Consider the following 14,618-nt stretch of genomic DNA (forward strand, 5'->3'; position numbering starts at 1 on the left):
AGGCAAGTCATGACAAGCCCCAGCACCACTACTCGCATTCGCCCCAGCGCCGCCGATCTGGACGCCCAGAGCCCGGCTGCCGACCTGGTCCGCGTCTACTTGAACGGGATCGGCCGCACCGCTCTGCTGACGGCCGCAGACGAGGTGGAGCTGTCCAAGCGAATCGAGGCTGGGCTGTACGCCGCGCATGTTCTCGAGACCGGCAAGCGACTGTCCCCCGCGAAGAAGCGAGACCTTGCGACGATCGTCCGCGACGGACAGTCGGCCAGGGCGCACCTGCTCGAGGCGAATCTTCGCCTCGTCGTGTCGCTGGCCAAGCGCTACACGGGCCGCGGCATGCCCTTGCTCGACCTCATCCAGGAAGGCAACCTGGGCTTGATCCGGGCGATGGAGAAGTTCGACTATTCCAAGGGTTTCAAGTTCTCGACGTATGCCACGTGGTGGATTCGTCAGGCCATCACCCGGGGCATGGCCGATCAGAGCCGCACCATCCGGCTGCCAGTGCACCTCGTCGAGCAGGTGAACAAACTCGCCCGCATCAAGCGTGAGCTGCACCAGCAACTCGGCCGTGAGGCCACCGACGACGAACTGGCGGAGGAGTCGGGCATTCCGGCCCACAAGATCGCGGATCTCCTCGACCACAGCCGCGACCCGGTGAGCCTGGATATGCCGGTCGGCAACGACGAAGAGGCTCCTCTGGGCGACTTCATCGAGGATTCGGAAGCCACGTCGGCGGAGAACGCGGTCATCGCCGGTCTTCTGCACAGCGACGTTCGCAGCGTTCTGGCCACTCTCGACGAACGCGAGCAGCAGGTGATCCGCCTGCGGTACGGACTCGACGACGGTCAGCCGCGCACCCTCGATCAGATCGGCAAGCTCTTCGGGCTCTCACGCGAGCGGGTCCGCCAGATCGAGCGTGAAGTGATGGGCAAGCTTCGTCAGGGTGATCGCGCGGAGCGGCTGCGTTCCTACGCCAGCTGATCTTCGCACTCCACCGACTGATTTGTGTCTACCCGCTGCCGGTGCCGGTTTTCGAGACCGGCACCGGCAGCGTCGCATCTAACGGAGCCTGCGTGGCCCCAGGTCGGCGAAACTCGGTTCCGGACCGATGCGCACCCGTGAGTCGGTGACCTGAGCGCCCTCGGCGGACGCGAGTACGGGTTCGCAGGCCAGTTCCCGTACCTCGGGGAGGTCGTCGGCGAGTGCGGAGATCCGCTGGACCAGATCGACGAGCGCCGACTTGTTCACCGGCACCGCACTCCGGTACCCCGACAGCAGCGGTGCAGCCTTCGGCGCATCGATCAGTTCGGTAGCCGCGTCTTCGGTGAGCGGCAGCACCCGGTACGCGCGGTCCCCGAGGAGGTCGGAAATCACGCCGGCGAGCCCGAACGAGATGAGTGCGCCGAACGACGGGTCGTCCTGCACGCCGACCACGCAGCCGATTCCCTTCGTCGCCATTCGCTGCACGTGAAGGAGGGGTTCACCGGACGCCGCGGCCAGGTCGCGGTACGCCAGCCGAACGGAGTCGGGGCCGACGAGGTCGAGCCGCACACCCCCGAGGTCGGGGCGGTGGCGCCACTGCTCACCGGTTGCTTTCACCGCCACCGGGTAGCCGAGTTCGTCGGCCGCGGCAACAGCTTCTTCCTCGGTCGTGGCCGAGCGGAACTCCACAACCTCGACTCCGTAACACGCGAGTAGTTGCGCCGCCTCGTAATCGGACAGCCACCGCCCCGACGACGTGGACAGCCAGGTGTCCACCATCTCTTTCGCCTTCTCGGGGTCGATCCCGGCGGGTCGCACGACCTTGGATGCGGGTTTGCTCTTCCACGCGGCATACCGCCAGGCGCGCGCAAGCGCCAGCGCGGCCCGTTCCGGTCCCGGATAGGACGGCACCGAGCCGCGCGTGGGATGCCCGTCCTCGCCCCGCACCGCGAGGACGTCCGGGACGCCCTCCGCTGCGAGGAACGTGGTCAGAACCGGCTTGTCGGCATCGCGGACGGCTTCCTTCAGCGCCTGGGCGAACGGCTCGACCGGTATGGCAACGGGCGGAACGAAGACCGCGATGACCGCGTCGACGTCGGCCGAGGACAGCGCCGTGCGCACGGCGCTGGCGAATTCGTCCGGTCCGGCCTGCGGTCCGAGGTCGACCGGGTCGCCGACGTGCAGGCCTTCGCTGCGCGCCGCGTCAGCGGCCAGCACCCCCAAGGCGGTGGAGTTGCCGACCACCGCGAGCCGCGGCCCCGCAGGCAACGGTTGATATCCGAACAGGAGAGCGCAGTCGAACAACTGGGAAATCGACCCCACCTGCACGACACCGGCCTGCTCGAACAGTGCCCGCACGATCGAATCGTCCATTTCGACGCCCGTGGCAGCCAGCGCCGGGGGAACCGCGTGCCGGCCACTTTTCACCGCGACGATCGGCTTGTTGCGGGCAACGCGGCGAGCGATTCGCGAAAACTTCCGTGGGTTGCCGAAACTTTCGAGGTAGAGCAGGACCACCTCGGTAGCAGGATCGGAATCCCAATACTGCAGGAGATCGTTACCCGAGACGTCAGCCCGGTTACCGGCCGAGACGAACGCAGACAAGCCGATTCGACTTCGGGCGGCCTCGTCGAGGATGGCGATTCCGAGCGCACCGGACTGGCAGAAGAATCCGACGTTGCCAGGGCTCGGGAGCACGGGCGCCAGCGTGGCGTTGAGGGACACCGCGGCGTCGTTGTTGGCCACTCCGAGTGCGTTGGGCCCGATGAGTCGCATCCCGTGCGCCCGCGCCGCGTGCACGAGACGCCTCTCGGACTGCTTTCCGTCGAGTCCGGTTTCGCTGAATCCGGACGAGACCACGACGAGCGCTTTGACGCCTTTGTCGAGGCAGTCGTCCAGAACTGCGCTGATCGACTCGGCGGGGACGGCGACCACGCCGAGATCCACCTCGTCGGGAATGTCGCGGACGGTCGGGTAGGCCCGCACACCCTGGACGGAACGATGCTCGGCATTGACCGGGTACACGGGGCCGGTGAACCCGGCCCGCAGCAGGTTGGTGAGCACGGCGTGCCCGACCTTGGCACTGTCGGTGGAGGCACCGATCACTGCAACCGACCGCGGACTGAGCACGTTTCGCATACTGCGCGCCTCGGCCGCCCGCTCCCGGGAATTACGCACCGAGACCATGGCTTCGGTGGGGTCGATCGCGAACTCGAGTTTGAGCACTCCGCCCTCGTAGCTGCGACTGACCTGATAACCCGCTTCGCGGAACACCGTGACCATGTTGCGGTTCTCCGCGAGGACCTCGGCGACGAACATGGTGAGCCCGTTTTCTGCTGCTGCCCCGGCGAGATGCTCGAGGAGGATCGGCCCGAGTCCCCGTCCCTGGTGCGCGTCGGCGACGACGAATGCCACTTCCGCCGACTTGCCGTCCCCCTCACCGACGAGCCGTTCGTACCGCCCGACGGCGATGATCTCGTCGCCGAGGACCACCACGAAAGCCACCCGATTCTTGTGGTCGATCGTGGTGAAGTGCACGATGTCGCGTTGGGACATGGTGGGGTACGGGCCGAAATAGCGTAGGTAGCGGGTACGTTCGGACAACTTCGCGTGAAACGCGACGAGCTTCTCGGCGTCCTCCGGCACGATCGGCCGCAGCGCCACCGCGCCGCCGTCCGCTGCCAGCACATCGACCACCCAGTGATGCGGGTAGTCGTGCGCCGAATCGGGAGCGCCGTCCGTCGATTCAGTCACGAGGATCCTCCGGGTCGAGGCCGAGTAGCGGGAAGCAGGCCCGGCGGGTGGCGATGACTGCGGAGTCGATGCGGGTCAGTGCGCGGTCGACCGAAGCGTTTCCTGTTTCGGGTGTGCCCCCCGGCCCATCCCAGGGCAGGTAGGCGACCTCGCCACCGTCACCCATCGTCTCGGGTAGGTCGACACTGGGTGCGAGCGCGGACGCTTGCTCGCGCCACACCTCGGGTACTGCGGTGCCCGTGTCGATCTCGCGGTCCAGGGCCGCGGCGATGAGGTGTGTCCACGACCGCGGAACCACCCGCACGAGCCCGTAGCCGCCGCCGCCCACAGCCAGCCAGCGACCCTCCGAGTACCGATCCGCAAGGTCACGCATCGCGAGGAACGCTGCACGCTGACCATCGACCGTCAGTGACAGGTCGGCGAGCGGATCCTCACGGTGGCTGTCGACGCCACATTGGCTGATCACGATCTGCGGACGGAACGCCGCGAGCGCCCCGGGAACGATGGCGTGAAACCCTCTGAGCCACAGTGCGTCCACTGTGCCCGGAAGAACCGGAAGGTTGATCGAGGTACCCTCCCCCGCCCCCTCGCCGACTTCGCTCGACCACCCGGTGTTGGGCCACAACGTCGCAGGATGCTGATGCAACGAAATGGTCAGTACACGTGGATCGCCGGCAAAAGCGTGCTGGACACCGTCCCCGTGGTGCGCGTCCACGTCGATGTAGGCGATGCGGTCGAACCCGTTGTCCAGCAACCAGGAAATGGCGATGGCGACATCGTTGTACACGCAGAAGCCGGACGCCCAGCCGGGCATCGCGTGGTGCATTCCCCCGCCGATACTCACGGCCCTGCGGGTGCGCCCCGATGCGATTTCCTTGGCCGCCGCGAGAGAGCCGCCGGCGAGGATGGCACTCGCCTCGTGCATCTGCGGAAACACCGGATTGTCCTCGGTACCGAGCCCGTACGGCGCGTCCGCGCCGAGCACGCCCGACGCCTGCGAGTGCCCGGCCTGCTTGACCGCCTCGACGTATCCGGGGGTGTGGATGCGCAGCAGATCTGCGTCTGCGGCCGCGTCGGGGCGAACCAACTCCACACCCTCGAGCGTTCCCAGCGCACGCGCGAGCGACATGGTGAGCTCGAGCCGAGTGGGATTCATCGGGTGGTCCGCACTCCACCGGTAGCTGAGATAGTCCGGACTCCACACGACTACACGGTTCGATACCCCTGCAGCCGAATCCTCTCCGGAACTGAACGACGCGGTCATGAACTCACGCTACTGGTCCTCCGCAGACCGTGCGAGCAGACCCCTCCCGGGGGCCGGGGCCCGCGCGAGCAGACCCCTCCCGGGGCCCGGGGACTGCCCGAACAGGCCCGGCCGGGCGCGCTCCGGGAGGGAGCGCGCCGGTGAGGGCGGATGACCGGTAGAATCGGCAAGGACGAAGGGGTGTGAGTGTGAAGGATCTGGTCGACACCACGGAGATGTACCTCCGGACGATCTACGACTTGGAAGAAGAGGGCGTCGTCCCACTTCGAGCACGGATTGCCGAACGACTGGAGCAGAGCGGCCCGACGGTGAGCCAGACCGTCGCCCGGATGGAACGCGACGGCCTTCTCCTGGTCGCCGGTGACCGCCATCTGGAACTGACGGAGAAGGGGCGCGAGCTTGCGGTGTCGGTCATGCGTAAGCACCGACTGGCGGAGCGCCTTCTGGTCGACATCATCGGCCTGAAGTGGGAAGAGGTCCATGCCGAGGCGTGCCGCTGGGAGCACGTCATGAGCGAAGAGGTCGAACGGCGGCTCGTGGAGGTGCTCAACAACCCCACCACGTCGCCGTACGGAAATCCGATTCCCGGACTTGCCCTGCTCGGCCTCGAACGCCCGGTGGACGCGCCGGAGACACTCATCCGTCTCACGGACGTTCCTCCCGGTAAGCCGACAGCTGTGGTCGTGCGGCGCCTCGCCGAGCACGTTCAGTCGGATCCCGATGTCATCGGTCAACTGCGTGAGGCAGGCGTGGTTCCGGACGCCCGCGTGACGGTCGAGACCAAACCGGGATCGGTCACGATCACCGTGCCCGGTCACAGCGGGTTCGACCTTTCCGAAGAGATGGCGCACGCCGTCCAGGTGAAGGTCCAGGGATAGTCGATGAAACTTCTCGTCACCGGCGGCGCCGGTTATGTCGGCAGTGTGTGCAGCACCGTGTTGCTCGAGCGGGGACACGAGGTCGTCATCATCGACGACCTGTCCACGGGCAATGCCGACGCGGTGCCGCTCGGTGCCGAGTTCATCGAAGGTGATGTCGCCGACGTCGCCGTGGATGTCCTCGGGACCGGCGGAACTCCCAGGTTCGACGGTGTGCTGCACTTCGCGGCGCAGTCGCTCGTCGGCGAGTCCGTGGAGTACCCGGAGAAGTATTGGCGCGGCAACGTCGTCACCACTCTCGAACTCCTCGAAGCCATGCGACATTCGGGAACGCGGCGGCTCGTCTTCTCCTCGACGGCCGCAACGTACGGTGAGCCGGAGCATTCGCCGATCACCGAGGCGGATCCGACCCGTCCCACGAATCCGTACGGAGCCACCAAACTCGCCATCGACCATGCCATCACGTCCTACGCAGTGGCACATTCGTTCGCGGCGACGAGCCTGCGCTATTTCAACGTGGCGGGCGCGTACAAGTCGGTCGGCGAAAACCGGGTCGTGGAAACGCATTTGATCCCTCTGGTGCTTCAGGTCGCGCTCGGCCAACGCGAGAAGATTTCGATGTTCGGAACCGACTGGCCCACGCCGGACGGGACGGCGGTGCGCGACTACATTCACGTTCTCGATCTGGCCGAGGCGCATCTGCTCGCGCTCGAGTCGTCCATCGAAGGCCGTCACAGAATCTACAACCTCGGAAGCGGTGCGGGATTCAGTGTCCGCGAGGTGATCTCGGCATGTGCCCGGGTCACCGGGCTGCCCATCCCGGTGGAGGACGCGCCGCGCCGAGCCGGCGACCCAGCGATTCTCGTCGCGTCCAGTGACCGCGCCATCGCGGAACTCGGGTGGCGGCCGGAACACACCGATCTCGATGAGATCGTCGCCGACGCGTGGGCCTATCTGCAACAACTCGGCGACAGGTCCCACGCGGCGCGGCGATGATGCTGTTCTCAGGTGTCGATCGGCGGCGGCAGGGTGACGCCGATCTTCCGCGCTGAGTCGTAGCCGAGACCGGCCAGTTCACGAACCGCCGCCGGCCGAAGTCCCGATTGCAAGGCGTTGTCCAGGAGCGCGGCCAATGCATGATCGGGATCGGCTTCCAGTGCCGCGCAGAAGGCAACGCCGGCCAGCGGTCCGTCGCCACGTACGTACGCGCTGTACCCGAGAAGGGCTGCTGCGGTGGCCCGTTCGGGATCGGGAAGATGACGTGCCAGCAGAATCCACAGTTGTTCGGCATCGTCGGCATATGCGCTGACGGCGAGTGCGAGAAGACTGTCGCGAACAACCAGATTGTCCAGTGCCAGGGCCAGCTCGACATATTCGTGCGCGGCCACTCCCTGTCCCGAATGCAACCGTGCGATGTGGGCCAGCACGAATTCAAGTTCGCGGCGATCACCCCGGGTGTCGGTGCGTCCCGCGAATTGGCCTCTCGGCGCGGCAGATTCGCGAACATCGTCGAGGAGTTCGGCGATGCGGACCCGCTCGCCGACCGGACCTGCCTCTACGGTCGCTTCCAGATCTTCACGGGACGACCGGATTGCCCGGCCACTGACGACCTGCGCCACGGCGACATGAGAGGCCGCCGGATCCGATTGCACACCGTATCGTCCCCCACCCAGCAGTCCGAACCACCGGTTGCCGGCGCCGATGTCGGCGGTCACGAAGACATCGAGCAGTTCGGTGGACGTCCGATCCAGGAGGTCCTCGAATTCCGACACGATACTTGCCACTTCGGCCCGTGACGTGTCCGTAGGATCCGCGAATCGGTCGTCGACGAGGACGACCAGCACGCCCGTGGCCTGTTCACGCTCGCATACCACAGCGAATTGGTCCACGGCCGCGCACATGGGTGCAGTCGGTATATCACCGCCACCGAGCACGAGGTCGTGCCTCATCACGGCCCCGACCGTCGAATCATCCGTCAAACACACGGCTACGATGGACCGTTCCGGACGGAAGCCGAGGAGCGCGGGGATCGCGGCGAGGAGGTCGCCGGGATCGCACAGGCGGAGCTGCTCGGGCGGCAAGAAGTGTCGGCCGGTGGGGTCGGAACCGGACCTGTGTGGAAACGCGGACGTCGTCATGCACTTGACTCTGAACGCGCACCGGAGCCCCCGAATTCACCGACCAGCGACAATGGGTCGGGCTGTGGATGAGCGGCAGGTTGTGGACAAACGGGCAGCCGAGCCGGACGAATGCGCTGTGGACCCGCGCAGGGTGTCGGAGCCGTGTGCTATCTGCCGCGCTCAGCCTGCTCGAACCTTCTGCACCGCTCTCGTGAACACGTCGTCGAGCGCCGAGGTGTCCGCCGTGGCGTGTCCGAAGGACATGAACGTTGCCGACACACGGACATCCCCTACCTGCGCGATCAACGTCAGCATCGACTGCGTGACCTTGTCGCCGTCACTGCCGGATCGAACCGTGCGGCGCAGGGCCAGCGTGTCGTCCGCTCGAATCGGCGGGGCAGGCATGATGTCGGTGGCGACCGTCGATTCGGCACCGCTGGCCGCTACGGTCATCTCACCGCAATTCGCCGTCTGCTGCTCGAGTTCGTCGAGCGGTGTGTCTGTCTTGGCGAGCTCGACCGTGATCGTCGACCGGCTCGCGTTGTCGGTGCCCACGGCCATCACCGTTCCGGTCGGTCCGTAGTCCTGGGTCGGCGGAGCACACTCCGACGGATCGACGACGGCGTCCTGGGGAACACCCGTGAGATCCGGTGCGGCCATCGACACGGCGTGCGGCGGCAGCACGATCGCCTGATATTTGGACGGGAAGTCGGACGGCTCCAACAACAGTGCCGACAAACCCCTGCCGGAGGGCACCCCGGCCGCGATGCTGCTGGAGGGCTGAGCCACACCCGGGACCTCGGTCGCGCACGACGCGAGCGCCCCGGCTACCGCGGCAAGCACAGCGACAGGAAGGAGGACCGCGCTTCGACTCGTCGTACGCCGCGAACTCACCGTCGACCTCCCGTACCGCTGCTGGCGGCTCGTCAACCGAGCCCTTTCCGCCACTCTGCCAGAAGTCCGCAGTGCCCTCGGGGAGGCAGAGCGTTCAACTTCGCGCGGGCGATGGGCCCGCGGATTCGGCACCTCGGTACCCGCGTCCACGCCTTTTTCCGAGAGGAGCTGCCATTGTCCTGGGCGTATCGTGAAAAGATGAAGACCAAATCGGTTCAATACGAGCTCGCCCGGCGATTGGCCGAGCGGGATCAACTGAACGTCGACATCCTCGAACTCGAGGGTCGGCTCGCACGAGCACAGCGCCGACTTCACGAGTTGTCCACCGAAATCGCTTCGCTGGGGCACGTCGAGCACTGAGTACCGCCCATCCGCCCAGGAGCGCGGATGCCGTTCGCGGCGACCTGCCCACACCACGCTGGGCATGGGAGCTCGCTGTGGGCGAACACGGAAACGGGGTACACGGGAATTATCCGTTGCCTTCGAGGCGTTCCCCCGAAGCAGACCTCCGCGAAGAATGTCCGACGTATCGATGCCGGAGACGATAGGGGACACTGGAGGTCACGCACGAAGGAGATGAGGTCTGTGATGGACGAACAGTCGAAGATGTACGAGCTGGAGTTTCCCGCACCGCAGCTGTCCTCCGCGGACGGGCAGGGACCGGTGCTGATCCACGGGCTCGAAGGTTTCTCCGACGCGGGCCACGCCGTCAAACTCGCCACAACGCACCTCAGGGAGAGCCTCGAGAGCGAATTGGTTGCCTCCTTCGCGGTGGACGAACTGGTCGACTATCGCTCACGTCGCCCGACCATGACCTTCAAGTCCGACCACTTCTCGGACTACGACCAGCCGGAACTGAATCTGTATGCCCTGAAGGACACGACAGGGACCCCCTTCCTTCTGCTGGCCGGAATGGAGCCCGACCTGCGGTGGGAACGCTTCACCACGGCGGTGCGCCTGCTGGCGGAACAACTCGGTGTCCGGCGCACAGTGGGTATCAATGCGATCCCGATGGCGATTCCGCATACTCGGCCGCTGGGAGTGACTGCTCATTCGACCAACAAGGAATTGATCAAGGACCACCAGCGCTGGGCCGGCGAACTTCAGGTACCCGGCAGCGCGTCGTCGTTGATCGAGTTACGGATGGCGCAGCACGGTCACGAATCGATCGGGTTTTCCGTTCACGTTCCGCACTACCTTGCGCAGACCGACTACCCGGGGGCGGCTGAAACCCTCCTCGAGAATGTTAGTGAGGTCACAGATCTCCAGCTGCCCCTCAACGCGCTCGGCGAGGCAGCCGCACGGGTGAAGGAACAGGTCGACGAGCACATCGCGGGTAACGAAGAGGTCCAAACCGTGGTTCATGCCCTCGAGCGTCAGTACGATGCCTACGTAACGGCCCAGGAGCAGCAGTCGAGCCTCCTGGCCAGCGAGGAAGACCTTCCGAGCGGGGACGAATTGGGGGCCGAATTCGAGCGCTTCCTTGCCGAGCAAGCGCAGCAGGACGGCCATGGAGAGCGGTCCGATGGCGAGTCCGGAACAGCGAGCGGAGCCTGACGGAAAGGCGGCTGTGCGGCCGCCACCCGGTGGCTGTGCGACCGCCCTGATCAGTTGTTCACCGGACGCCCGTGCAATAGCGTCGAACCGAAGCGGATGATTGAGAGGTCAACATTCGGGAAGTTCACCTAGTTCAGGAGGCGACATGAGCGACACTCGCATTCGTAAGCTCAGGCCTGTTCCCGACGCCGAAACCCGCATGATGTTTCGCACCATCCACGGATACCGTCGCGCGTTCCGCATGGCCGGTGAGGGCCCCGCCCTCCTACTGATCCATGGAATCGGGGACAACTCGTCCACCTGGACCGAGATCATCCCGCATCTGGCCCGCAACTACACAGTCATCGCACCGGACCTTCTCGGTCACGGACGCTCCGACAAGCCCCGCGCCGACTACTCCGTGGCGGCCTACGCCAACGGCATGCGCGATTTACTCTCGACCCTCGGCATCGACAACGTCACCGTCATCGGGCACTCACTCGGTGGCGGAGTCGCCATGCAGTTCGCCTACCAGTTCCCGCAGATGGTCGACCGTTTGGTCCTGGTCTCTGCCGGCGGCGTCACCAAGGACGTCCATCCCCTACTCCGCCTCGCGTCGGTCCCGATCCTGAACGAGGCCCTCAAACTGCTGCGCATTCCCGGGGCAATGCCGACGGTCCGGCTGCTCGGCAATGCGATCGGCCAGCTCAACGGAACCAGGCTCCGCCCCGGCGCCATCCTGCACGACACCCCGGATCTCGTCCGCGTGCTCGCCGAGCTCTACGACCCCACGGCGTACGAGGCGTACCTACGCACGCTGCGCGCAGTCGTCGACTGGCGCGGTCAGGTGGTCACCATGCTCGACCGGTGTTACCTGACCGAGAACCTCCCGGTGCAACTCATCTGGGGCGACCAGGATGCGGTCATCCCGGTCGCTCACGCCCACCTCGCTCATGCCGCCATGCCGGGTTCACACCTCGAGATCTTTCGCGGTGCCGGTCACTTCCCGTTCCGGGACGACCCGATGCGCTTTCTGCGCACCATCGAGAAGTTCCTCGCCGGCACTCGTCCGCTGGCATTCGACGAAGCCAGATGGCGGCAGATGTTGATTTCCGGTGTCGGCGAGGGAACGATCACCGGCAGTGCGTCCACCCGAATGGCTGTTCTCGACGCCATGGGTTCCGACGAACGCAGCGCGACATAGGCGCGAGAGCGGCGTACTGCTGTACGGCTAGCCTGTAGCAGTGCTTCTTCCCGACCTTCTCCCCGAAGACGCGGATCCTGATTCCGTTTTCGACGCCTTCACCTCGTGGACCGAAGATCGAGGTCTGCGGCTCTATCCCGCCCAAGAAGAGTCGATCATGGAGCTCGTCTCCGGCGCCAATGTGATCCTGGCGACGCCCACCGGATCCGGCAAGTCGATGGTCGCGGTCGGTGCGCACTTTTTTGCCATGGCCACCGGGAAGCGCACCTTCTACACCGCGCCCATCAAGGCCCTGGTGAGCGAGAAGTTCTTCGCGCTCTGTGAGGTGTTCGGCGCGGAGAATGTCGGAATGATGACCGGTGACGCCGCCGTCAACTCCCGGGCGCCCATCATCTGCGCGACTGCAGAAATCGTCGCGAATCTTGCGCTACGTGAGGGACCCGACTCCGACATCGGGCAAGTCGTGATGGACGAGTTCCACTTCTATTCCGAGCCGGATCGCGGCTGGGCGTGGCAGGTGCCCCTCATCGAACTCCCCCACGCCCAGTTCCTCTTGATGTCGGCCACCTTGGGTGAGGTCGACTTCTTCTCCACCGACCTCACGAGGCGCACGGGCAGGCCTACCACCGTCGTCGCCGGTACCGAGCGACCCGTCCCGCTGATGTTCTCGTATGCGACCACCCCGGTGAGCGAGACCATCGAAGAACTGGTGACCACCAATCAGGCTCCCGTATACGTCGTGCACTTCACCCAGGCCGCGGCGCTCGAACGTGCCCAAGCGCTGACCAGTGTGAACTTCTGTTCCCGCGCCGAAAAGGATGCCATCGCCGAGGCACTCGGCGGCTTCCGTTTCACCACCGGCTTCGGCAAGACCCTCTCCCGCCTCGTGCGGCACGGTATCGGTGTGCACCATGCGGGGATGCTGCCCAAGTACCGCAGGCTGATCGAGAAGCTGGCCCAGGACGGACTGCTCAAAGTGATCTGTGGCACCGACACACTGGGGGTGGGCATCAACGTGCCCATCCGCACCGTGCTCCTCACCGGCCTGACCAAGTTCGACGGCAGCCGCACGCGTCACCTGCGTGCGCGCGAATTCCATCAGATCGCGGGACGTGCCGGCCGAGCCGGGTACGACACCCTCGGCACCGTCGTGGTCCAGGCCCCCGAGCACGAGGTCGAGAACCTGCGGGCACTGGCCAAAGCCGGCGACGACCCGAAGAAACGTAGGAAGGTCCAGCGTAAGAAGGCGCCGGACGGATTCGTTTCGTGGAGCGAGGCCACGTTCGACCGCCTCGTCGCAGCCTCACCCGAGCCGTTGATCTCACGGTTCTCGGTATCGAATTCCATGCTGCTCAATGTCATCGCGCGACCCGGCAATTGTTTCGCCTCGATGCGGCATCTCCTCGAGGACAACCACGAGTCGCGGCCCGCGCAGCGTAAGCACATCTTGAAGGCACTGTCGCTGTATCGCGGGTTGATCGACGCCGGCATCGTGCAGCGGCTGGACGAACCTGATGCCGATGGGCGGATGGCCCGCCTCACGATGGAACTGCAACGGGACTTCGCTCTCAACCAACCGTTGTCGACATTCGCGCTCGCGACGCTGGAACTACTCGACGCGGAGTCGGAATCCTATGCGCTCGACGTTGTCTCGGTCATCGAGTCGACCCTCGACGACCCGCGGCAGGTACTCATGGCGCAGCAGCATGCCGCCCGCGGCGAGGCTGTGGCGCAGATGAAGGCGGACGGAATCGAGTACGACGAGCGCATGGAACTCCTCGAGGAGGTCACGTGGCCGAAGCCGTTGTCCGATGTACTGTTCCCGGCGTTCGAGATGTATCGCGGTGGGCACCCGTGGATTTCGGAGTTTGCGCTGTCACCCAAGTCGGTGGTCCGCGACATGGTCGAGCGGGCAATGACCTTCGCCGAGCTCGTCAGCCACTACGGACTGGCACGGTCCGAGGGACTGGTCCTGCGCTACCTCGCCGACGCCTATCGCGCCTTGCGGCAGACGGTTCCGACGGAAGCTCGGACGGAAGAACTCGACGATCTCATCGAGTGGCTGGGTGAACTCATCCGCCAGGTGGATTCCAGCCTGCTCGACGAGTGGGAATCACTTACCGATCCGGGCGCGGAAGGTGACGTTCAGCAGGTCGCGTTCGGTGCCGACGTCCCACGACCCATTTCCGCCAACGAACGTGCCTTCCGGGTGATGGTGCGCAATGCGATGTTCCGGCGCATCGAGCTGGCGTCACGGCGACGGTGGTCCGAGCTCGAGGCGCTCGGCGACGGCATCGACGCGTACGAGTGGGAAGAACAGCTCCTCCCCTACTTCGACGAGTACTCCACCGTGGGCACCGGACCCTCCGCGCGTGGACCCCAGCTCTTCCAGGTGGAGGTGGCCCCCGAGTTCTGGCGCGTGCGTCAGGTCCTCGAGGACCCGCAGGGCGATCACGGCTGGGCCTTGACCGCCGTCGTCGATCTCCCCGAGTCCGATGCCGCCGGAGAAGTGGTGTTCGACGAACTCAGCATCGTCGAGGGCTAGCGGTTCACGAACGTCGTTTCCGGGGCTGATCGCGTCGTGCCGCCTTCTTCTCCTTGATACGCACGGCCTCCTGCCGAACCTCGGCCTGGGTGGCGCGCTCCTGCTGCAACCACTCCGGCCGATCCGCCATGAGGCTGTCGATCTCCTCGGTGGTGAGGGCCTCGGTGACCCCGCCACGCGCGAGGCCCGCGATGGAGACCCCCAGCTTCGCCGCGACCACGGAACGCGGGTGCGGGCCGTTGCGCCGCAGTTCGAGCAACCACTCGGGCGGATCGGACTGCAGCGCGGTGAGCTCGTCGCGGGACACGACACCCTCCTGGAACTCGGCAGGTGTGGCTTCGAGGTACACACCCAGCTTCTTCGCCGCGGTTGCCGGCTTCATCGTCTGGGTGCTCTTGTGCGACGTCATGGTGCCAAGAGTAACGAGGATGCGCAGTGGTTC

General features: G+C 65.7%; 12 protein-coding genes. 7 read left to right on the forward strand and 5 right to left on the reverse strand.

Features of this window, described 5'->3' with window-relative positions; translation table 11 throughout:
• Positions 1–9: 9 nt before the first annotated feature.
• Positions 10–981, forward strand: a complete 972-nt coding sequence (locus tag CBI38_RS17335) for a sigma-70 family RNA polymerase sigma factor (protein ID WP_109330679.1) — start codon at positions 10–12, stop codon at positions 979–981.
• 78 nt (positions 982–1,059) lie between these two features.
• On the opposite strand, the gene CBI38_RS17340 is transcribed toward CBI38_RS17335, so the two are convergent.
• Together CBI38_RS17340 and CBI38_RS17345 are read right to left on the reverse strand one after the other, a co-directional pair.
• Positions 1,060–3,735 carry a bifunctional acetate--CoA ligase family protein/GNAT family N-acetyltransferase gene (locus CBI38_RS17340; protein WP_109330681.1) on the reverse strand — a complete coding sequence of 892 codons (2,676 nt, stop codon included), beginning with the start codon at positions 3,733–3,735 and terminating at the stop codon, positions 1,060–1,062.
• The gene (locus tag CBI38_RS17345) at positions 3,728–4,999 is read right to left on the reverse strand and encodes an acetoin utilization protein AcuC (protein ID WP_109330683.1); all 1,272 of its coding nucleotides are present in this window, start codon (positions 4,997–4,999) and stop codon (positions 3,728–3,730) included. The genes CBI38_RS17340 and CBI38_RS17345 overlap by 8 nt, the downstream gene beginning before the upstream one ends.
• Before the next feature lie 188 nt (positions 5,000–5,187).
• On the opposite strand from CBI38_RS17345, the gene CBI38_RS17350 reads away from it, so the two are divergent.
• Positions 5,188–5,877 (forward strand): metal-dependent transcriptional regulator, encoded by a 690-nt coding sequence (locus tag CBI38_RS17350; RefSeq protein WP_109335161.1) that lies wholly within the window; start codon positions 5,188–5,190, stop codon positions 5,875–5,877.
• 3 nt (positions 5,878–5,880) lie between these two features.
• Positions 5,881–6,873, forward strand: coding sequence for a UDP-glucose 4-epimerase GalE (gene galE / locus CBI38_RS17355; protein WP_109330685.1), 993 nt, complete (start codon positions 5,881–5,883; stop codon positions 6,871–6,873).
• Between the two features lie 8 nt (positions 6,874–6,881).
• Here the strand turns inward: galE and CBI38_RS17360 are convergent, their stop codons facing one another.
• Positions 6,882–8,015 carry a DUF4192 domain-containing protein gene (locus CBI38_RS17360; protein ID WP_109330687.1) on the reverse strand — a complete coding sequence of 378 codons (1,134 nt, stop codon included), beginning with the start codon at positions 8,013–8,015 and terminating at the stop codon, positions 6,882–6,884.
• Positions 8,016–8,177: 162 nt separating this feature from the next.
• Positions 8,178–8,891 carry a DUF5642 family protein gene (locus CBI38_RS39115; RefSeq protein ID WP_230989874.1) on the reverse strand — a complete coding sequence of 238 codons (714 nt, stop codon included), beginning with the start codon at positions 8,889–8,891 and terminating at the stop codon, positions 8,178–8,180.
• Positions 8,892–9,089: 198 nt separating this feature from the next.
• On the opposite strand from CBI38_RS39115, the gene CBI38_RS39120 reads away from it, so the two are divergent.
• From CBI38_RS39120 to CBI38_RS17380, 4 genes are all read left to right on the forward strand, one after another.
• Positions 9,090–9,251, forward strand: coding sequence for a hypothetical protein (locus tag CBI38_RS39120; RefSeq protein ID WP_159926358.1), 162 nt, complete (start codon positions 9,090–9,092; stop codon positions 9,249–9,251).
• A gap of 228 nt (positions 9,252–9,479) precedes the next feature.
• Complete coding sequence (locus tag CBI38_RS17370; protein WP_109330691.1) at positions 9,480–10,448, forward strand: proteasome assembly chaperone family protein; 969 nt, start codon at positions 9,480–9,482, stop codon at positions 10,446–10,448.
• 145 nt (positions 10,449–10,593) lie between these two features.
• Complete coding sequence (locus CBI38_RS17375) at positions 10,594–11,631, forward strand: alpha/beta fold hydrolase (RefSeq protein ID WP_109330693.1); 1,038 nt, start codon at positions 10,594–10,596, stop codon at positions 11,629–11,631.
• A 40-nt stretch (positions 11,632–11,671) separates the two neighbouring features.
• Positions 11,672–14,176, forward strand: a complete 2,505-nt coding sequence (locus CBI38_RS17380; RefSeq protein WP_109330695.1) for a DEAD/DEAH box helicase — start codon at positions 11,672–11,674, stop codon at positions 14,174–14,176.
• A gap of 4 nt (positions 14,177–14,180) precedes the next feature.
• Here CBI38_RS17380 and CBI38_RS17385 read toward each other — a convergent pair whose 3' ends face one another.
• Positions 14,181–14,585 (reverse strand): DUF5997 family protein, encoded by a 405-nt coding sequence (locus CBI38_RS17385; protein WP_109330697.1) that lies wholly within the window; start codon positions 14,583–14,585, stop codon positions 14,181–14,183.
• Between the last annotated feature and the right edge of the window lie 33 nt (positions 14,586–14,618).

Source organism: Rhodococcus oxybenzonivorans, from assembly GCF_003130705.1.
GTDB classification, from domain to species: Bacteria; Actinomycetota; Actinomycetes; order Mycobacteriales; family Mycobacteriaceae; genus Rhodococcus_F; species Rhodococcus_F oxybenzonivorans.

Coding starts and splice junctions, on each gene's coding strand:
- galE (WP_109330685.1), top strand. CDS start 5,881: ATGAAACTTCTCGTCACCGGCGGCGCCGGTTATGTCGGCAGTGTGTGC.
- CBI38_RS17370 (WP_109330691.1), top strand. CDS start 9,480: ATGGACGAACAGTCGAAGATGTACGAGCTGGAGTTTCCCGCACCGCAG.
- CBI38_RS17335 (WP_109330679.1), top strand. CDS start 10: ATGACAAGCCCCAGCACCACTACTCGCATTCGCCCCAGCGCCGCCGAT.
- CBI38_RS17345 (WP_109330683.1), bottom strand. CDS start 4,999: ATGACCGCGTCGTTCAGTTCCGGAGAGGATTCGGCTGCAGGGGTATCG.
- CBI38_RS39120 (WP_159926358.1), top strand. CDS start 9,090: ATGAAGACCAAATCGGTTCAATACGAGCTCGCCCGGCGATTGGCCGAG.
- CBI38_RS17385 (WP_109330697.1), bottom strand. CDS start 14,585: ATGACGTCGCACAAGAGCACCCAGACGATGAAGCCGGCAACCGCGGCG.
- CBI38_RS17375 (WP_109330693.1), top strand. CDS start 10,594: ATGAGCGACACTCGCATTCGTAAGCTCAGGCCTGTTCCCGACGCCGAA.
- CBI38_RS17360 (WP_109330687.1), bottom strand. CDS start 8,015: ATGACGACGTCCGCGTTTCCACACAGGTCCGGTTCCGACCCCACCGGC.